General features: G+C 61.5%; 19 protein-coding genes. 14 read left to right on the forward strand and 5 right to left on the reverse strand.

The window, feature by feature from the left end; genetic code table 11:
• The first annotated feature begins 84 nt into the window (after window positions 1-84).
• Both J7E82_RS07425 and J7E82_RS07430 read left to right on the forward strand, forming a co-directional pair.
• Window positions 85-756 (forward strand): FadR/GntR family transcriptional regulator, encoded by a 672-nt coding sequence (locus tag J7E82_RS07425; RefSeq protein ID WP_214861988.1) that lies wholly within the window; start codon window positions 85-87, stop codon window positions 754-756.
• A 146-nt stretch (window positions 757-902) separates the two neighbouring features.
• The gene (locus J7E82_RS07430) at window positions 903-1,643 is read left to right on the forward strand and encodes a hypothetical protein (protein ID WP_214861989.1); all 741 of its coding nucleotides are present in this window, start codon (window positions 903-905) and stop codon (window positions 1,641-1,643) included.
• On the opposite strand, the gene J7E82_RS07435 is transcribed toward J7E82_RS07430, so the two are convergent.
• The 4 genes from J7E82_RS07435 to J7E82_RS07450 form a co-directional block, all read right to left on the reverse strand.
• On the reverse strand, window positions 1,640-2,167 hold the full coding sequence (locus J7E82_RS07435; RefSeq protein WP_251041577.1) for a DUF1697 domain-containing protein: 528 nt from the start codon (window positions 2,165-2,167) through the stop codon (window positions 1,640-1,642). The two genes, J7E82_RS07430 and J7E82_RS07435, sit on opposite strands and share 4 nt — an antisense overlap.
• Before the next feature lie 56 nt (window positions 2,168-2,223).
• Window positions 2,224-2,646: a RidA family protein gene (locus tag J7E82_RS07440; RefSeq protein ID WP_214862067.1), complete on the reverse strand. Its 423-nt coding sequence runs from the start codon at window positions 2,644-2,646 to the stop codon at window positions 2,224-2,226.
• Window positions 2,647-2,711: 65 nt separating this feature from the next.
• A complete protein-coding gene (locus J7E82_RS07445) occupies window positions 2,712-3,473 on the reverse strand; it encodes an SDR family NAD(P)-dependent oxidoreductase (RefSeq protein WP_214861991.1) in 762 nt (253 codons plus the stop codon).
• Window positions 3,470-4,390: a fumarylacetoacetate hydrolase family protein gene (locus J7E82_RS07450; RefSeq protein ID WP_214861992.1), complete on the reverse strand. Its 921-nt coding sequence runs from the start codon at window positions 4,388-4,390 to the stop codon at window positions 3,470-3,472. Before J7E82_RS07450 ends, J7E82_RS07445 begins: the two co-directional genes overlap by 4 nt.
• A gap of 194 nt (window positions 4,391-4,584) precedes the next feature.
• Between J7E82_RS07450 and J7E82_RS07455 the strand changes: the two genes are divergently transcribed.
• From J7E82_RS07455 to J7E82_RS07485, 7 genes are read left to right on the forward strand one after another with little or no spacing between them, the layout of a single operon-like run.
• Window positions 4,585-5,901, forward strand: a complete 1,317-nt coding sequence (locus tag J7E82_RS07455) for an L-fuconate dehydratase (protein WP_214861993.1) — start codon at window positions 4,585-4,587, stop codon at window positions 5,899-5,901.
• Window positions 5,902-5,935: 34 nt separating this feature from the next.
• Window positions 5,936-6,265, forward strand: a complete 330-nt coding sequence (locus J7E82_RS07460) for an L-rhamnose mutarotase (protein ID WP_214861994.1) — start codon at window positions 5,936-5,938, stop codon at window positions 6,263-6,265.
• On the forward strand, window positions 6,262-7,218 hold the full coding sequence (locus tag J7E82_RS07465) for an aldo/keto reductase (protein WP_214861995.1): 957 nt from the start codon (window positions 6,262-6,264) through the stop codon (window positions 7,216-7,218). The genes J7E82_RS07460 and J7E82_RS07465 overlap by 4 nt, the downstream gene beginning before the upstream one ends.
• Entirely contained in the window at window positions 7,211-8,083 is an 873-nt protein-coding gene (locus J7E82_RS07470; protein ID WP_214861996.1) for an amidohydrolase, read from the forward strand. The genes J7E82_RS07465 and J7E82_RS07470 overlap by 8 nt, the downstream gene beginning before the upstream one ends.
• Window positions 8,083-9,627, forward strand: coding sequence for a sugar ABC transporter ATP-binding protein (locus J7E82_RS07475; protein WP_214861997.1), 1,545 nt, complete (start codon window positions 8,083-8,085; stop codon window positions 9,625-9,627). Before J7E82_RS07470 ends, J7E82_RS07475 begins: the two co-directional genes overlap by 1 nt.
• The gene (locus J7E82_RS07480; RefSeq protein ID WP_214861998.1) at window positions 9,624-10,649 is read left to right on the forward strand and encodes an ABC transporter permease; all 1,026 of its coding nucleotides are present in this window, start codon (window positions 9,624-9,626) and stop codon (window positions 10,647-10,649) included. Before J7E82_RS07475 ends, J7E82_RS07480 begins: the two co-directional genes overlap by 4 nt.
• A gap of 56 nt (window positions 10,650-10,705) precedes the next feature.
• Complete coding sequence (locus tag J7E82_RS07485; RefSeq protein WP_214861999.1) at window positions 10,706-11,695, forward strand: ABC transporter substrate-binding protein; 990 nt, start codon at window positions 10,706-10,708, stop codon at window positions 11,693-11,695.
• A gap of 61 nt (window positions 11,696-11,756) precedes the next feature.
• Here J7E82_RS07485 and J7E82_RS07490 read toward each other — a convergent pair whose 3' ends face one another.
• The gene (locus J7E82_RS07490) at window positions 11,757-11,960 is read right to left on the reverse strand and encodes a cold-shock protein (RefSeq protein ID WP_214862000.1); all 204 of its coding nucleotides are present in this window, start codon (window positions 11,958-11,960) and stop codon (window positions 11,757-11,759) included.
• A gap of 307 nt (window positions 11,961-12,267) precedes the next feature.
• On the opposite strand from J7E82_RS07490, the gene J7E82_RS07495 reads away from it, so the two are divergent.
• The 5 genes from J7E82_RS07495 (at window position 12,268) to J7E82_RS07515 (ending at window position 17,374) form a co-directional block, all read left to right on the forward strand.
• Window positions 12,268-13,527: a S8 family serine peptidase gene (locus J7E82_RS07495; RefSeq protein ID WP_214862001.1), complete on the forward strand. Its 1,260-nt coding sequence runs from the start codon at window positions 12,268-12,270 to the stop codon at window positions 13,525-13,527.
• A 433-nt stretch (window positions 13,528-13,960) separates the two neighbouring features.
• Entirely contained in the window at window positions 13,961-14,164 is a 204-nt protein-coding gene (locus tag J7E82_RS07500) for a hypothetical protein (RefSeq protein ID WP_214862002.1), read from the forward strand.
• Window positions 14,165-14,268: 104 nt separating this feature from the next.
• On the forward strand, window positions 14,269-15,147 hold the full coding sequence (locus tag J7E82_RS07505) for a PqqD family protein (RefSeq protein ID WP_214862003.1): 879 nt from the start codon (window positions 14,269-14,271) through the stop codon (window positions 15,145-15,147).
• On the forward strand, window positions 15,144-15,875 hold the full coding sequence (locus J7E82_RS07510) for an ABC transporter ATP-binding protein (protein ID WP_214862004.1): 732 nt from the start codon (window positions 15,144-15,146) through the stop codon (window positions 15,873-15,875). The genes J7E82_RS07505 and J7E82_RS07510 overlap by 4 nt, the downstream gene beginning before the upstream one ends.
• Window positions 15,872-17,374 (forward strand): hypothetical protein, encoded by a 1,503-nt coding sequence (locus J7E82_RS07515; RefSeq protein WP_214862005.1) that lies wholly within the window; start codon window positions 15,872-15,874, stop codon window positions 17,372-17,374. Before J7E82_RS07510 ends, J7E82_RS07515 begins: the two co-directional genes overlap by 4 nt.
• Window position 17,375 lies beyond the last annotated feature (1 nt).

Raw genomic sequence — 17,375 nt, forward strand, 5'->3', positions numbered from 1 at the left:
TTCTGCCAGCACCTCAGTCCAGTTCGGCCCGGCGTCCTACAAGATTGACCCAAACATCGGATGATTGGCGGCTAAGATGTAGCCATGGCTGTCACAGACGAAGCGATCGGCAAGATCAAGGACATGCTGATCCGAGGCGAAATAAAGGCCGGGGATCGCCTTCCGCCCGAGAAGGAACTGAGCGAGCGGCTGGGGTTGTCTCGTAGCTCCCTTCGCGAGGCGGTCAAGGCGCTCGAGCTCATCCGGGTGCTTGATGTGCGCCGCGGCGACGGTACCTACGTGACAAGCCTTGACGCTAAGCTCCTCAACGAAGCCGTCGCGTTCGTGGTGGACCTGCACCAAGACCGCTCGATTCTGGAGCTCTTCGAGGTCCGACGAATCCTGGAACCTGGTACGGCCTTCATAGCTGCCGGCAAGCTGAAGCCGGAGGATCTCCAGGCCCTTCGCGCCACCATGGACGGAATCGATGAGAATACCGCCGTTGAAGAACTCGTTGCGCACGATCTCGAATTCCACCGCCTCATCACGGAGGCTGCAGGCAACGACTATCTCACCGGCCTCCTGGAGGCTCTTTCCAGCAGGACAGTCCGTGCGCGCATCTGGCGGGGACTGACGCAGGAGAAGGCAGTGGCCCACACTCTGGCCGAGCACAAGGCGATTGCCGACGCCCTGGAACGCGGTGACGCAGAGCTCGTTAGGTCGCTCGTCACGGTCCATATCAGCGGCGTCGAATCCTGGCTGCGCCAGGCGGTTTAGTAGTCCTGCGCCTCTGAACAAAGTTGTGGTCGTCAATGGGTTCTTGTTCAGGGCCGACTGCACTACCTTTTTCCTATGGCCATGGGCAAGCAACAGGTGCCCTGACCCCCTACAGGAATTTCTACTCAGAAGGAGTGGGAAAGGTCATGAAAACTAAAACCAAAATATTCTTTGGTCTCTTCTTCGTCCTGTTGCTGGTTGCTGGTGGGGCAGTATTTTTTTACTTCGACAACTCAAAAAGAAGTAGGGCCGCAGAGTACAGTCCGCAGATTAACGCATCAGATTTCTCAACGAACATAACCAATAAATACTTCGCTCTTCCGGTCGGCAAGAAAATGACCTATGAGACTACCAACCAAGGCAGAGTCACCGAGAGAATCGAAATTGAAATCCTGCAGGAAACAAAGCGCATAGAGGGCGTTGAGACGGTCATCTATTTGGATAAGGAATACAAGAACGGGCAGCTGGTGGAGGAAACCAGGGACTACCTGGCCCAGCATAGCAACGGAGATGTGTGGTACTTCGGCGAAGATGTGAACAATTACTGGAATGGGATATTGCTGAATCATTCGGGCAGCTTCATTCATGGACAAGATGGGGCAAAGGCCGGCATTTGGATGAAGGCCGAGCAGCGCGTCGGAGACTCATATAGGCAGGAATTTTACGTTGGCAATGCAGAAGATATGCGGGACACCGTTGCTACCGGCCAGACCGTCACTACGAAAAGCGGAACATACACTGACTGCGTCAAGGTCTACGACTGGACGCCGCTTGAGAAAAATGCACGAGAACATAAGTATTACTGCCCCCAAGTCAGTTCACTGGTTCTTACTGAGGACTTGGAGACGGGCAGTCGATCAGAACTCGTAAATGTTGCTGCGCCCTAGCCTTCCAGCCGTTTAATGCCGACTTCCGTCCGTGTCGCCCGCATTCGCACCTGTTCTTCGAGCTTCACTACAGTGCTCCAGCTACGAATAGTCATTGACCTGTAGAGAGGCGACGACATTGTTTTATTCAGCCAGCTCTTGGTACGTCGGGCACTGAGCCGCTGGAAGTAAATCACTCCATCTCCCTGCCATGCCTCGTCGACTCCATCACGTGGCGTGATCGCCGACATGGCCTGTGCCGGGTCGATCCCAAGCAGGAAGATCACATCGCTGTGGAACTTCTGCGGCTCGTCGCCAAATCCTCTCGGTCTTCGGTCCATGACCGCCTGCAGCTGTCCGTAATCGAGCACCAGCGCCGGCAATGGCTCGCTGCCCGGCTGGAGGCAGTCCCGCATCGCCGCTGAGATCTTCTTCCCTAGCTGAGCCGAGGATCCATCCGCATCAAACAACACGTTGCCGCTCGCTCCGAAGGTTGAGACGTTCGTCAGCCCTGCTCCTTCGAGGCAAGTCGTAAGAGCGCTCATCCGCATGACGCTTCGCCCGCCAACGTTCACGCCGCGGAGAAGTGCGAGGTAGCGCGTCATCCCTTGAGCGCAGCGTCTCTTTCAGGAGGCAAAGCGGCCACTGCGCTTACCTCGATCAACGCTCCGGGCACCCCCAAGCCAGCGACCCGAGCGGCAGTAACCAGCGGCGGAGCGCCATCCCGCGCGAGCTTTGGTGCGATCGCGCCGTAGGCGGAGGCGAGATCGGCTCCCTCGTCCAGGAGGACGAACCACTGGATAACGTCCTCCAGCGTGGCGCCGGCCGCTTTTAATGCGACGCTCGCGTTGTCGAGCGCTTTACTCGCCTGAGCGGCGACATCGGCGGAGACGATCGATCCGGTCTCGTCGACGCCGTTCTGGCCGCCGAGATAAATGGTTGTGGCTCCAGGAGGAACGACGGCGACGTGGCTGAAAGCGGGGCTAGCGACGAGTCCGGCAGGTTGCAGCAGGGAGATAGGCATACCCGTCATGATGTCAGTGAACCGTGACGACAGTCGAGAGGTCGAGGGCGGGGTTTATTTGCCGTTTAGGATTCCTTCCGAAGCCGCAAACCCTGCATACCGCCGTCGACTGCCAGGGAAATACCTGACGTCGAACCGGACAGCGGGCTGGCAAGATAGGCGACGGCGCCGGCCACCTCTGCCGCTTCCACAAGCCGCCCCTGCGGCTGGCGTGCGTTGAGAGCGGCGCGTTCGGCCGCGGGATCGACAGCAGAGTCCAGCAGTCGGCTCACCCATGGCGTATCAACGGTGCCCGGGTTTACACAGTTCACCCGGATGCCTTCGCGTATGTGGTCGGCGGCCATGGCCAGGGTGAGGGACAGCACCGCGCCCTTGGAGGCGGAGTATAGGGCGCGTTGCGGAAGCCCCGCCGTGGCGGTAACGGAGCACGTGTTGACGATCGCTGCTGAAGAAGACTGGCGCAGGTAGGGCAGGGCTGCGCGGCTGACGCGGGCGATGCCCACGACGTTGATGTCCAGTACGCGGTGCCATTCGTCATCGTCGTTAGCTGCGACGTCGCCCTGCGCGCCGATGCCGGCGTTATTGACCACCACGTCCAGCTGTCCGAACTTCCTGGCAACCTGCTCGACGGCGGCCCGCACCGAGGCGTTATCGGCAACATTGCACTCCAGGGCGAAGTGCGGGGAGCCTGCCGGATTGAGGTCCAGGACGGCGACCTCGCCGCCACCGGCGGACAGCCGATCGGCAATAGCGGCACCGATGCCGGACGCGCCTCCGGTCACCAGTGCGACAAGGCCTTCAAACTCCCTGCCGTACTCGGCGCTCATTTGGAAATCCCGCTCGACAAGGCGGAACGAGCAGACGATCGGGCGTCAGTTTGAGCTCGATAGAACTCTTGGCGTTGCCTGCCTAGTCCGTCGATTTCGAGTTCGACGACGTCGCCTGGCTGGAGGTACGGGAAGCGGCCTGAGAGGGCCACCCCTTCAGGCGTACCGGTGAGGATCACATCCCCCGGCTCCAGCACCATGTATTGGCTCACGTGGTGGACGAGGGTGGCGGCGTCGAAGATCATGTCCGCAGTGCTGGAAGACTGCCGGGGTTCGCCGTTGACCCAACTGTGCAAGCCCAGGTTTCTGGCGTCGACCTGGTCCGCCGGAACAAACCAGGGACCCAAGGGCGTGGAGGCGGGCAGCGATTTGCCCTTGGTCCACTGGCCCGCCGTTCCGGGCAGCTGGTACTCACGTTCGGAGAGATCGTTGGCCACCACATACCCGGCGATGCACTCCTCGGCCTCGGCCGTCGTGGAAAGGTATGACGCTTTACGGCCGACGACGATCCCCAGTTCGACCTCCCAGTCGTACTTTTCCGACGACGGCGGGATGGGCGCGGCGTCGAACGGACCGGCAACGGTGTTGGAGGGCTTGAGGAAGACGACAGGAATGGTGGGCGGAGCCGCGCCCGATTCGGCGGCATGCGCCACGTAGTTCATCCCGATACACACCACGGAACCCGGCCGGGCAACCGGCGAACCGATCCGCAGCCCTTCCGGGGAAACGGCAGGCAAACTGCCCGACTCGAGTGCTGCACGGGTGCGCCCCACGCCGTCGTCGGCCAGGAAGTCGCCGTCGATCTCGGAGGTCAAGGCCTCAAGGCTGAACCATTGCTCCACACCGTCTTTCCCACTGGCGATCACTACGGGCCGTTCCTCGCCGAGCGGACCCACTCGCGCAAACTTCAAATGCATCTTTCCTCCTTCTGCGCAGCCCTAACATCAGAGCTATGCGGACTTGTTTCTCCCAATACTACGGAAAAGTAAGTCATTGACAAGGCAGACATCGGATGTTTATTCTCGGAGAAGATTCCCGGCCGATTATGTGACTCTGCACTCGGGCCGGAGGGGAGAAGTGACCCCGCGCCGTCATCAAAATAGGGAGCACTATGAGTGTCATTTCTGCTGTGGACATCTTTGACGTCAGGTTTCCCACGTCTTTGGAACTGGATGGGTCGGATGCCATGAACCCGGATCCGGATTATTCCGCGGCGTACTTGGTCATCCGTACGAACGCCCGCGATGGGCACGAGGGCCATGGCTTTGTCTTCACTATTGGACGCGGAAACGAAGTGGAGGCAGCCGCCATCGGCGCCTTGCGGGACCACATCCTGGGGCGGAACGTCGAGGAACTGCTCACCGACATGGGTGGCACGTGGAAGTACCTCGTCCATGATTCCCAGCTCCGCTGGCTCGGCCCGGAGAAGGGCGTTATACACATGGCCATCGGCGCCGTAGTCAACGCCTTGTGGGATCTCAAGGCCAAGCGTGCCGGTTTGCCGCTCTGGGAACTCCTGTCCCGTATGACTCCTGAGGAACTCGTGTCCCTGATCGATTTCCGCTACATCAGTGACGCCCTCACACCAGATGAAGCATTGGGCATCCTCCGGGCCGCGGAACCCGGCCGGGGCGACAGAAGGGCCAGGCTCCTCATGGAGGGCTACCGGGGGTACACCACGACGCCGGGCTGGCTGGGATACAGCGACGACAAGCTCTCGCGGCTGGCCAAGGAAGCCGTTGCTGACGGCTTTACCCAGATCAAGCTGAAAGTCGGAGCCAACCTGCAGGACGACATCCGGCGCGTCCGGACGGCGCGGGAAGCCGTAGGCCCGGAAATCGGGATCGCGGTGGATGCCAATCAGCGGTGGGAAGCCCAGGAAGCCATCGACTGGATGGCACACCTGGCTCCGTTCGACATCGCTTGGATCGAAGAACCCACCAGCCCCGACGACGTTCTTGGCCATGCGGCGATCGCCCGTGGCGTTGCACCCATCCCGGTGGCAACCGGAGAGCACGTGCAGAACCGCGTGGTCTTCAAGCAGATGCTGCAGGCAGGCTCACTGGAGGTCCTGCAGCTGGACGCCGCCCGCGTGGCAGGGGTCAACGAGAACATCGCCATCCTGCTCCTTGCGGCCAAGTTCGGCGTCCGGGTCTGCCCCCATGCGGGCGGCGTTGGCCTCTGCGAAGCCGTACAGCACTTGTCCATGTTCGACTTCATCGCCGTCTCAGGAACCAAGGAAGGCCGGATGATCGAATTCGTGGACCACCTCCACGAACATTTCGTCACCCCGGTAGACGTCCACTCCGGCTGCTACTGGCCGCCGTCGTCCCCCGGTGCCGGAAACGAAATGCTCCCCCAGACCCTGTCCGACTACAGCTTCCCCGAAGGCCCGGTATGGGCAGCGGTATCGGCGTCGAAATCCTGACGGCCCCAACGCAAAGACAAGAAAGTCACCCGACATGACTGACACGATCGCCCTCCACACCCGGCTCAAGCCCGGCGCCGAGCACGAATACGAAGAGGCACATGCCAACATTCCCGCCGAGCTCCTTGACGCCTTGAAGCAATCGGGTGTTCAGAACTGGCGCATCTGGCGCAGCGGGCAGGACCTCTTCCATCTGGTCGAAGTGGATAACTACCAAGAGATGCGTCGCGCGCTGGCCGCCCACCCGGCGAACGTCCCGTGGCAGGCCCGCATGGCTGAGCTCCTGGAAATCGAAGACGACTACTCTGGCGAGGACTTGGGCATCCCCCTTGTTTGGGAGATGCCAGTTGGGGAGATGCCATGAGCACTGCGAGTGTTAAAGGGCTGGCGCTGGGCAAGCTCGGCTTCGGCGGAGCCGGCATCGGAAACCTATACCGCGCCATTCCGGATGCCCAGGCGACTGAAACCGTCAATGCCGCCTGGGAAGCAGGGGTGCGTTACTTTGACACTGCCCCGCACTACGGACTTGGCCTGTCCGAGCGACGTCTCGGTTCCGTCCTTAGCAGCAAGCGCCGGGAGGAGTTCATCGTGTCCACGAAAGTGGGACGGCGGCTGGAACCGGCACCGGACGCCGAAGGAATGGACGACGAGGGCTTCGAAGTCCCGGCTACCACCAAGCGGGTGTGGGACTTCACCGAGGACGGAATCCGCCTGACCCTCGAGGGTTCCCTGGAGCGTCTTGGCCTGGACCGTTTGGACATCGTCTACCTGCATGATCCCGATGTGCACGACCTTGAAGGCGGCATCACGCAGGCCTTGCCGGTGCTCGAGAAACTGCGGGCAGAAGGCGCCGTCACGGCCATCGGGGTCGGCACCAACTCGGCCGAGGCTGCACTGGAATGCGTGGAGCGTGCCGACCTGGACCTGGTGATGCTGGCAGGCCGCTACACCCTGCTTGAGCAGCCCAGCGTTCCGCTGCTGGACCGCTGCATGGCGCTCGGCACCGGCGTCGTAAATGTTGGTGTGTTCAACTCCGGGCTCCTGGCGCGCCCCGAGGTTCCCGACGACGCGCACTACAACTACGCCAAAGCGCCCCGGGCGCTGGTGGAACGGGCGCGGAACCTTGCCGCGGTGTGCCGCGATTTCGGGGTGGAACTTCCGACGGCGGCCCTGCAGTTCGGCTTGCGGCACCCCGCCGTGGTCAACGTGACTGCGGGCGCGAGCCGTCCGGAACACATGGCCACGAATGCGGCGCGAATGGCTGAAGAAGTGCCTGAGGAATTGTGGGAGGCATTGGAGGCGGTCAGTCGTGATTGATGCGCACCTGCACCTGTGGGAAGTAAACACCGACGCCGCCACGGTCGCCAATGCTCAGCGCCCCTACTCCTGGCTCGGACCGCAGCACGGAGCCCTGTTCCGCAGCTTTGGTGAAGCCGAGGCCGAAGAGACCCTATATTCTGCGGGCGTCCGGGGAGCCGTGCTTGTCCAGGCCGATGACACGCTCGCGGACACTCGCTCGATGCTTTCCGTCGCGGAGCGCAACAGCTGGGTGCTCGGCGTGGTGGGATGGATCCCGCTCGATACTCCGGCAAAGGCTGAAGAGGAACTGGAGCAGTTCCTTCGGCACCCCGTCTTCTGTGGGGTCCGGCACTTGGTGCATGACGATCCCCGGGACGATTTCCTTGACCTGCCGCAGGTGCGGCAGTCGCTGCAGCTGCTGGCGCGCCACGGCCTTGCCTTCGATGTCCCGGACGCTTTCCCGCGGCACCTCGGCGCAACCCTCCACCTGGCCTGTGACCTGCCGCAACTGACTGTCATCCTGGACCACCTGGGCAAGCCGCCCCTGGCAGACGCCGAGGCGCTGGAGGTCTGGCGGAAGGATTTCCGGGGACTCGCCGAGCTTCCGAATTCCATTGCCAAGATTTCCGGGCTGCATCTGCCGGGTGTCCCTTACACTGCGGAGGCCCTGAGGCCGCTGTGGGATCAGGCGTTGGAGGCCTTCGGCCCGAGCCGGCTAATGATCGGCAGCGATTGGCCGGTCAGTAGTTTGGGGGCGCCGTATGAGCGGACCATGGGCGTGCTCCTGGAACTGGTAGACGAGCTCAGCCTCGATGAGCAACACCAGATCCTGGAAGGCACGGCCAAGCGGAGCTACTCGTTGATTCACAAGGAAGTGACGTAATGACAGCACTACTATCCGTCCACGGCGTCGGGAAAAGCTTTCCCGGTGTCCGGGCCTTGCACAACATGCAGCTTGAGCTCCGCCACGGCGAGGTCCTGGCGCTTGTCGGCGAGAACGGGGCCGGCAAATCGACCCTCATGAAACTGCTGTCCGGTATCTACACCCCGGACCAAGGGACCTTCAAGCTGAACGGCCAGCCTTTCGTGCCCGATAATCCCAAGCACGCGCAGGAACTGGGCATCAGCATCATCCATCAGGAGTTCAACCTGATGCCGGATCTGACCATCGCGCACAACATCTTCATCGGGCGGGAACCGCGCCGCTTCGGCTTGCTCACTGAAAGGGAGCTGAACCGCAAGGCCCTGGCCCTCTTCGACCGCATCAACCTCCGGCTGAACCCCCGCGAAAAGGTAGGCAACCTGACGGTGGCCAAGCAGCAGATGGTGGAGATCGCCAAGGCCCTGAGCCACGAGTCCAAGGTGATTATCATGGATGAGCCGACGGCGGCGCTCAACGACGCCGAGGTGGCCACCTTGCACCACCTCATCCGCGGTTTCATTTCCCCGGACACCGGCGTCATCTACATCTCGCACCGTATGGACGAGCTCAAGCAGATCTCCCAGCGCATTACCGTGATCCGCGACGGCGAATACGTGGACACGGTTGATACGGCCCAAACCTCCATGAAGGAAGTCATCTCGTTGATGGTGGGCCGCCGGATTTCCGGGGAGCAGCGCCCGTCCCCAGCAACGGTCGAGGCAGCGACGGAGGCGTCTTCCGACGTCGTGCTTTCAGTCAAGGGACTGAGCACCAAGACGCTGCTCAAGGACGTCGGCTTCGAACTGCGCCGCGGCGAAATCCTCGGCTTCGCCGGCTTGATGGGGGCCGGGCGGACTGAGGTGGCCAGGGCAATCGTTGGTGCCGACAACGCCAGTTTCTCCGAACTGAAAGTTCATGGCGCCAGCGTTGCTGTCCCCAACCCGGCGGCCGCCGCCAAATTCGGCATCGGCTACTTATCGGAGGACCGTAAGCACCTGGGGCTGATGCTGGAGCGCGACGTCAAGGAGAACATCACGCTCTCCTCGCTGGCAAAGAACGCCCCCGGCGGGATCATCAACGACAAGGCACTTCGCCGGACTGCCGAGGTATTTAGCCAGAAGCTGCGGATCAAGACGCCATCCGTGCATCAGCTCGCCCGCAACCTGTCCGGCGGAAACCAGCAGAAGATCGTGATCGCCAAATGGCTGGTCAAAGACTGCGACATCCTCATCTTTGATGAACCAACCCGAGGGATCGACGTCGGAGCGAAGGAAGAGATTTACAAACTCCTCGACGAGCTGGCCGCCAGCGGCAAGGCGATCATCATGATCTCCTCCGAACTGCCCGAGATCCTGCGCATGTCGCACCGGATCGCGGTCATGTGCGAAGGCCGTATCACCGGATTCCTCGGAAACGCCGAGGCCACCCAGGAAAACATCATGGAGCTGGCAACCCGCCGCCCGTCAGTAACAGCGCCAGTAACAGCAGGAGAAATGACAGCATGAGCCTGATTGACACCCCCACTCCCCGGACAAAGGCAGTGCAGCCTTCGCCCGGCGACGGCACCCTCTCGGTGCGGTTGCGGTCCTCCCTCCAGCAGCTCCTGGCGTTTGGTTCGCTAATCGTCCTGGTGGTGCTGTTCGGGAGCCTGAACCCACGGTTCCTGGTTCCCAGCAACCTCTCCGACATCCTGCTTTCCACCGTGGTCATTGGGCTTCTGGCCCTCGGAGCAACATTCGTGATCATCACGGGTGGCATTGACCTCTCTGTCGGGACCGGGATGAGCCTGTGCTCGGTCATGACGGGCGTGGTCCTCACCTACCTCGGTATGCCCCTCTGGGCGGGCGTGATCGGAGGCGTGCTGATGGGCGCCTTGATCGGCGCGGTCAACGGGTTCCTGATTTCGGTCCTGAAGATTCCGCCCTTCATCGCCACTTTGGCCACCATGCTCGTGGCGCAAGGCATGGCGCTGGTTGTGTCCGGCACCAAGCCGATCTACTTCACCAGTACCGAGGGATTCGCCAATCTGGCCCTTGGCAAGCCGATCTCCGGCCTGGTGGTGCCCAACGCGGTATTCATCTTCTTTGGCGCCGCGGTGCTGGCGGGCCTGGTCTTGAGCAAGACCCTGCTGGGCCGCTACACCTTCTCCATCGGTTCCAACGAGGAAGCCACGGCCCTTTCCGGCATCAACGTCCGCAAATGGAAGCTGTGGATCTACATAGCCGCTGGCGCCTTCACTGGCCTCGCCGGTGTGATGATCGCGGCCAGGCTCAACTCGGCCCAGCCCGGCCAAGGCACGGGTTACGAACTTCAGGCGATTGCCGCAGTCGTCATCGGTGGGACCTCCCTGGCAGGTGGTAAAGGCTCAATCGTGGGAACCGTTATCGGCGCCCTCATCATGTCCGTCCTGACCAACGGCCTGCGTGTCATCTCCGTTCCGCAGGAATGGCAGAACGTGGCAATCGGCGTCGTGATCCTCGTGGCTGTCTATCTGGACATGCTGCGCCGGAAGGAGCGCACCACTTAGGCCAAGCTGAGTCTTTCCAATCTTCGATTCGCTTGAAAACAAAGGAGTTTTACCGCATGAGCAAGTCCATCTTTAAGCGCCGCGCCTTCATCGCGGCAACAGGCCTGGCCCTGGGTGCCCTGGCCATCACTGGTTGTGAAGCCCCGGCCGGGTCCACCCCTGCCGACGGCGGTGCCAAACGGTACGTCGCCATCGTCTCCAAGGGCTTCCAGCACCAGTTCTGGCAGGCCGTCAAGCAGGGCGCGGACAAGGCTGCGCAAGAGTTCAACGTCGAGGTCAGCTTTGAGGGGCCCAACACCGAGAAGGACGTTGACCAGCAGATCCAGATGCTGACAACGGCCATCGGAAAGTCCCCGGACGCGGTTGGCTTCGCAGCCCTGGACTCCCAGGCCGCCACTCCCCTGCTGGAGGATGCCAAGTCCAAGAAGATCCCCGTCATTGCCTTCGACTCCGGCGTGGATTCCACCATCCCCGCCACCACGGCCTCCACCGACAACAAGGCCGCCGCCGCCGAGGCCGCAAAACATCTGGCGGAGCTCATTGGGGGTACGGGAGAGATCGCCATTATCGGCCACGACCAGACCTCCAAGTCCGGCAACGATCGTCGCGATGGCTTCAAGGAGTACATCGAGAAGAACCACCCCGGCATCAAGATAGTGGCCATCCAGTACGCCGGCGGCGACCAGCTGCTCTCCGCAGATGCGGCCAAGGCAATCCTCACCGCCAACCCGAACCTCAAGGGCATGTACGGCACTAACGAGGGCTCGGCAATCGGTGTGGTGAAGGCTGTTGAGGAGCTCGGCCTCAAGGGCAAGCTGACCGTTGTGGGCTTCGACTCGGGCAAGGCCCAGATTGATGCCATCAGGTCAGGGCTCATGGCCGGCGCCGTCACCCAGAACCCCGTGGGAATCGGCTACGAGACGGTGAAGGCCGCGGTGGCAGCCATCAAGGGCGAGAAACTTCCGGAGAAGATCGATACCGGTTTCTACTGGTACGACTCCACGAACATCGACTCGGACCAGATCAAGCCGAACCTATACCAGTAGGTTTAGGGACGAAAAAAGCAGGGCCGGTCAATGACCGGCCCTGCTCTTTAGAATCCGAAGCTTAGAGAGCCTGGATGTTGACAGCCTGGGGACCCTTGGGACCCTGCTCGACGTCGAAGGAGACCTTCTGGTTCTCTTCGAGGGAGCGGTAGCCGCCCGAGTTGATTGCGGAGTAGTGTGCGAAAACGTCCTGGCTGCCATCTTCCGGGGAGATGAAGCCGAAGCCCTTTTCAGCGTTAAACCACTTGACGGTTCCTGTAGCCATAATTTTTGTCCTTACTGAAGGTGGAGGTGGTCCCGACTTTCGGGCCTCCGGCGTGGGTGTTCTTACCGCTACTTCAGAAAGACACGGTCTTTCAACCGCTCGTACAACTGAACTACGAAATGCAAAACACGACAACGCATCTAAGTCTACAGATCTTTGGCTGGATGGCTAGTCTTTGGAGAAATTCGTCCCAGGGACGCGTCACGAGGTGACACGGGCGCCGAAGGGGGCGTCGGCGTCGTACCCATTTCAGGCCGGAAACCTGCAGTACCTAGCTAGCTGGTCCTGGGCGGAGCAAGATGACTCTATGAAAAAAATGCTCATAGCTGGTTTCACGGCGGCAATCATGGGGTTTGGCGCATTGAATTTAGCGGCCGCTGGCAACGCAGCCACCGACTCATCACCCATCAGCGGGCAAATCATGGTGAAATTCCGCGACGCCGGCGCGGCCCCCGGCGTATTGCGTAAGCATGGGCTCAGCGAGGGTCCAAGTATCGGTAGCACTGGCGCTCACCTGATCAAAGTACCGCCCGGTAAAGAATCTCAACTCATCGGAGCCTTAGGGCGAAGCCCGGCAGTTGAATACGCTGAACCGGACGAGCTGGTTACTGCCGCTACAGCTGACGAGTATTTCCCCCGCCAGTACGCCCTGCAAAACGATGGTCAATCATTCACCAACACCAAGGGCGACATATTTGTTGCCGGGGGCACGAAGGACGCTGATGTTGATGCCGTCGAAGCGTGGAACGTCACGACCGGTAGCGGCATCAAAGTTGCTGTTCTCGACTCAGGTGTCGCCAGCGACAACCCTGACATCGCATCAAAGGTTGTGGCACGCGCCAATTTCAGTAGTTCAGCAACTAAGACCGGTGACCCAATCGCGGAAGACTATTACGGACACGGAACCCACGTAGCCGGTATTGTTGCCGCCACCCACAATACGACTGGTGTCGCCGGCGTATGCCCGGGGTGCACGATCTTGGCTGGCAAAGTCCTTAACGACAGCGGGGTTAGCTCCACCTCAGGCATTGCAAATGGGATCAACTGGGCCGTGAGTAACGGTGCCAAGGTGATCAATATGAGCATCGGACAGCGCACGTCATCACGCACCCTCGAAACTGCCGTTAAGAATGCGTGGAATGCAGGTGTGGTGATCGTTGCCGCAGCAGGCAACGGCGGTAATCAGTCCAAGATCTACCCGGGCGCATACGCTAACGTCATTGCTGTCGCCGCTACCGACAACACAGACGCCAAAGCATCGTTCTCAACCTACGGAGCCAGCTGGGTGGACGTCGCAGCACCCGGAGTCAACGTCTACTCCACCTTCCCGAACCACACGTTCGTCCTGGGGACGCAGAACAACCGCTCCCAGGGGTATGACGTCGGCAACGGAACCTCAATGTCCTCACCTATCGTCGCTGCAACTGCCGCGCTTGCCTGGAGCTCCCAGCCTGGCGCGACTAACACGTCAGTCCGCGCAAAGGTCGAATCAACCGCCGACAAGATTTCTGGCACAGGCACCTACTGGGCATATGGCCGCGTGAACGCATACAACGCGGTCCGGTAGTCCGCAGTGGGCGGAACACCGCCCGACGGGCACTCCCTGAACAGGCCGAGCCGCAGTCCCAGCGCCATTCGGTTAGGAGGCTCCACCGTCGTGCTCGTCCGCGTAGGCGGCGCGGGCGCCCGCAATGGGAACGACGCCGGTGAATGAACAGCAGGTGAGTTGGCGTGTCTCGCCACTCATCCCGCCCGACCAAGCCCCCAATCTCCCCACGCCCCCACTCACTTCCGGCATGACCGCCACCTACCCCTGAAATCCGGCCATAGTCTGCTCTTCGTATCCCGGCCGGAGCCACCATCCACGGCCCCTCCGGAATGCATCTTCACCGCTGCATCACGAGCACCGAGGCAACAAGGCTCCGCCCATCCATTGGGCGGAGCCTGGTCCAAACGACGACGGGAGAGGTTCCCGTCATCAATAGCGAGGGGTATCAAATATGGAGTATTCGCAACCGTCAATAACTCCGGTGGTAGTGCCGGCTTTCGTGGAAAACGATGCGCCCGTTTTCGTCGCCGCGATTGGCTGGGTCCTGATGATTTTCGGGAGCGCCTGGGCGTTCTGTCTGGCGAACTGCGGCTGGAACAACGTTGCCCATTGCGAAGCCCGGTGGCTGGAAGTCGTAGCCGTCTGCTACAGGTAACCGCCGCCTGCTACAGGTAACCCGAACGGGGCGGGCTTCGCGGGAACTGTCCCCAAGTTCACGCGAAGCCCGTCTCGGTCCTGTGGCTCATTTAGGAGCAAAACATGCTTGTCCAGGAAGACCTCGATTTATGGCCCAGTGATGTGGTTGCGTTCAATCGTGGGGTTGTCCTCGAAGGAGACCTCCTCATTGACCAGCTGACGGGGACCAGGCTTAGCCTGAACGGTCCCGCTGTGCAGTTGCTTGCGGCAGTAGACGGAAAAACCAGCGTGGAAGATTGCGCTTCACTCATTGCTGCCGAGCATGGCTGGGATTCGACCCGAGTAACGAACGATTTCGCTGCCGTCATCGACAACCTCGAACGGTATTCACTTCTCCACATCCGGCGCAGCTTCCTGTCCAGGCTCCAGCGCCAGAACATCATCACGGCCCTCTCCCGACTCCTGTCGCTGGACTGGCCGCGGCCGCCCCTCCGGCGCTATCCCCCAAACCTGCTGTCCCTGACCCTTGCCTGTCTTCGCGCAACCCGCTGGGGGCTGCTGGCTGGAATGATCGTGTCCTGCCTCCTGGCCCTCGTTTTCACCATGCAGGGACTGGGGCAGACCGCCAACGGCTGGAAACTCGCCTACGCCTTCCTCCCCTTCATCCTGTTCCTCGCCTTGGTCAGCCACATCATCTTTCACGAAGCCGGACATCTGGCCGCCATGAATCTGCTCGCGCCACAGTCCAGCAAGTACGTCCTCGTTCGGGGCCTCCGAATTAGCGTCGCGCATTCTTCCTTGGGTCCGACGACGGAGCGGGCTGTCGCTGTCGCCGGCCCTCTTGCGGGCCTCGCCGGCGCCCAGTTCATCGGCCTTGCCTTACTTGCAGTGCCGGAGATGTCCGCCGTCGCCCCGGTGATCAACCTGAGCGGCTTCCTCCACCTCTACAGCTTTTGTCCCTGGACCGCCGATGGCCGGATGATCTGGAAGAGGCGGCCATGACCGCGGCGGAGGGTGTCGACGTCGACGGCCTGGTGGTGCTGCAAGGAGACTTCGTCCTTGGTCCGGTTTCAATGCGGTTGAATGCCGGTGGCATTCATTGCTTGCTGGGACCGAACGGGGCAGGCAAAACCACCCTCATCCGGGCTGTCATGGGCCTGCAAAACCGAAGCGCCGGCGATATCCGGATCAACGGGATCCAAGTAGCGGGTCGCAGTCCGAAGGTGCTACGAGGCATCGGCCTGGTTCCGGATGACCCTAAGCAACTGCTGGAGGAGCTGACCGCCAGGGAGTTCTGGGCGTTGACCGCCCGGCTTCACGTGGACGCCGAAGGCCGTGATGCGGCCCTTGCCCGGGCTGAGGAGTTGGCGGATTTTCTGCAGTTCACTCCCCCGGCGGACACCATCAGTACTTTCAGCCTGGGCATGAGGAAGAAGACCCAACTGGTGGCTGCCCTGCTCCACGCTCCGAAGTTCCTGATCCTGGATGAGCCGCGCAACGGCCTGGATCCCCTCGGGATGCTGCGCATGGAATCCCTGCTGGTTGAGCATGCCCGCTCCGGAGCCACGGTCCTGGTCGCGTCCCACGACTTGCACTGGGCGGAGCGCTTCGCCGGACACATCCTCATCCTGAACCAAGGCCTGCTCGAAGCGTCCGGGACTGTGGCCGAGCTGATCTCGCCAAGCGGCTCACTCGAGGATGCCTTCTTCAGGATCGTGAGCGGGAAATGATCAGTGAGGCATTCGAAGTGGCGGACAAGCTCGTGCAGTCGTGGCTGGCCAAGATGAAGCTTCCACTGCGCAAGGCCTGGGCAGCAGCGGCGTTCCTTGCCATTGGAACGACCTGTTTCTCCATCATCGGGTTACTGCTGCTTGCCGGATCAGAAGAGTTCATACCGACGGCGCCAGCCTTCCTGGGCCTCGCCCTTGTGCTCATCCATTTCCTGAGCATGCTCGTGGCCATTACGCTCAGCGCTTCCAGCGCCCAGGATTCGGCGGTTATGGCCTGGTGGCGCTCGATGCCCGTGTCCGATCGGGCCCTCGGTTTGGGCTGGAGCATCCCAAGCTGGGTGCTCACCCTCGCTCAGCTGGTCATTGTTGTTCCTGCGCTTCTCACGGTTTTCGGTGGCGTCGCCGATCCGGCATTGATCGTTTTCGTGGCCAGCTGCGCGGTCTTCGTCGGAACGGTTGCTGGACGTGCCGCGTTCGTCGTCGCCCGCACTGTCCTGCGCAGGATCAGCGTCAACTTCGCGGCCCACGCGCAGGCGTTGGGCACCCTCGCCTGGGTGCTCTCCCTGGCAGGGGCCACCGAAGTTGTTCGGCTGACGCTGACCGCCAGCGGGGAGAACCAGTTCCCGCTTGCGTCGTTGCTCGGCTACCCCGTACTCGTCACCGCTTCGGTCCGGCATTCAGCGCTCGACGTCGGCATCCTCGTGGCGTGGCTCCTTGCGGCGGCCGCTGTAGAGACCGTGCTCTGGCGGCACTTCGCGCTGGTGCGCCACGACCCAAGCAGGGTTCTCCGGCTCGGGACTGCCTTCACGGGCAAGGAACGGTTCCCCCTTTTGAGACTGGAATTTACCCGGCTGGCCAGGCGTCGCAGGGTGCAGGCGGCGGTGTTGAGTACCTTGGTCATCCAGGCCGCACTGGCCCTGGTCCACCAGAACATGGACAGTGGGTTGCGGGCGTCGTTCCTGGACAATGCGCTGCTGGTCAATGCCATTCTCGTTGCGTATGCGCCGCTGCTCGCGCGCGGCATGAGCAATCGGTCCACGCCGTATGCCAGGGTCATGGGACGGAGTCCCGGCAGTTGGGCACTGGCAGTTACTTTCAGTGGCATGCTCATGGCGTTGTTTACCGCCGCCCCTGCGCTCGTTTTCTGGTCCATTGGATCAGGCAATCCGGGGATCTTCGGTGCGGGGCTTGGCCTCGCTACGTTCACCGGGGTCACCGCGGCCATCACTGGATTTGTGCTGACACCTGGAGATGAAACAGGCGCTGGCGAGTCCCTGGGCATGCTGATCGTAGGGGCTTCCCTGTTCCTGGTGGCGAAGGCTTTAACGTCGGTGGGTTTCGATAACGTGCTCACAGCGGGGCCGGCCATGGGCGTCTTGGCCGTGGGCATGATCTGCATCCCTTCCCTTATCGAATCCTTCCGATGGGGCGATCGGGGCACCACAAATGAACCGTCAGCTGCTGTTCAGAAAAGCATTGATCTCCAGGAAAGGAAGTAGC

The sequence above is a fragment of the Arthrobacter sp. ISL-30 genome (assembly GCF_018613855.1).
Taxonomy (GTDB): Bacteria; Actinomycetota; Actinomycetes; order Actinomycetales; family Micrococcaceae; genus Arthrobacter.

Bases quoted from the DNA above. Each gene is read 5' to 3' on its own strand.
- J7E82_RS07435 (WP_251041577.1), bottom strand. From the start codon at position 2,167: ATGAGCGCTCTTACGACTTGCCTCGAAGGAGCAGGGCTGACGAACGTC.
- J7E82_RS07500 (WP_214862002.1), top strand. From the start codon at position 13,961: ATGGAGTATTCGCAACCGTCAATAACTCCGGTGGTAGTGCCGGCTTTC.
- J7E82_RS07425 (WP_214861988.1), top strand. From the start codon at position 85: ATGGCTGTCACAGACGAAGCGATCGGCAAGATCAAGGACATGCTGATC.
- J7E82_RS07445 (WP_214861991.1), bottom strand. From the start codon at position 3,473: ATGAGCGCCGAGTACGGCAGGGAGTTTGAAGGCCTTGTCGCACTGGTG.
- J7E82_RS07485 (WP_214861999.1), top strand. From the start codon at position 10,706: ATGAGCAAGTCCATCTTTAAGCGCCGCGCCTTCATCGCGGCAACAGGC.
- J7E82_RS07475 (WP_214861997.1), top strand. From the start codon at position 8,083: ATGACAGCACTACTATCCGTCCACGGCGTCGGGAAAAGCTTTCCCGGT.
- J7E82_RS07455 (WP_214861993.1), top strand. From the start codon at position 4,585: ATGAGTGTCATTTCTGCTGTGGACATCTTTGACGTCAGGTTTCCCACG.
- J7E82_RS07510 (WP_214862004.1), top strand. From the start codon at position 15,144: ATGACCGCGGCGGAGGGTGTCGACGTCGACGGCCTGGTGGTGCTGCAA.
- J7E82_RS07460 (WP_214861994.1), top strand. From the start codon at position 5,936: ATGACTGACACGATCGCCCTCCACACCCGGCTCAAGCCCGGCGCCGAG.
- J7E82_RS07495 (WP_214862001.1), top strand. From the start codon at position 12,268: ATGAAAAAAATGCTCATAGCTGGTTTCACGGCGGCAATCATGGGGTTT.
- J7E82_RS07505 (WP_214862003.1), top strand. From the start codon at position 14,269: ATGCTTGTCCAGGAAGACCTCGATTTATGGCCCAGTGATGTGGTTGCG.
- J7E82_RS07440 (WP_214862067.1), bottom strand. From the start codon at position 2,646: ATGCCTATCTCCCTGCTGCAACCTGCCGGACTCGTCGCTAGCCCCGCT.
- J7E82_RS07465 (WP_214861995.1), top strand. From the start codon at position 6,262: ATGAGCACTGCGAGTGTTAAAGGGCTGGCGCTGGGCAAGCTCGGCTTC.
- J7E82_RS07490 (WP_214862000.1), bottom strand. From the start codon at position 11,960: ATGGCTACAGGAACCGTCAAGTGGTTTAACGCTGAAAAGGGCTTCGGC.
- J7E82_RS07450 (WP_214861992.1), bottom strand. From the start codon at position 4,390: ATGCATTTGAAGTTTGCGCGAGTGGGTCCGCTCGGCGAGGAACGGCCC.
- J7E82_RS07480 (WP_214861998.1), top strand. From the start codon at position 9,624: ATGAGCCTGATTGACACCCCCACTCCCCGGACAAAGGCAGTGCAGCCT.
- J7E82_RS07430 (WP_214861989.1), top strand. From the start codon at position 903: ATGAAAACTAAAACCAAAATATTCTTTGGTCTCTTCTTCGTCCTGTTG.
- J7E82_RS07515 (WP_214862005.1), top strand. From the start codon at position 15,872: ATGATCAGTGAGGCATTCGAAGTGGCGGACAAGCTCGTGCAGTCGTGG.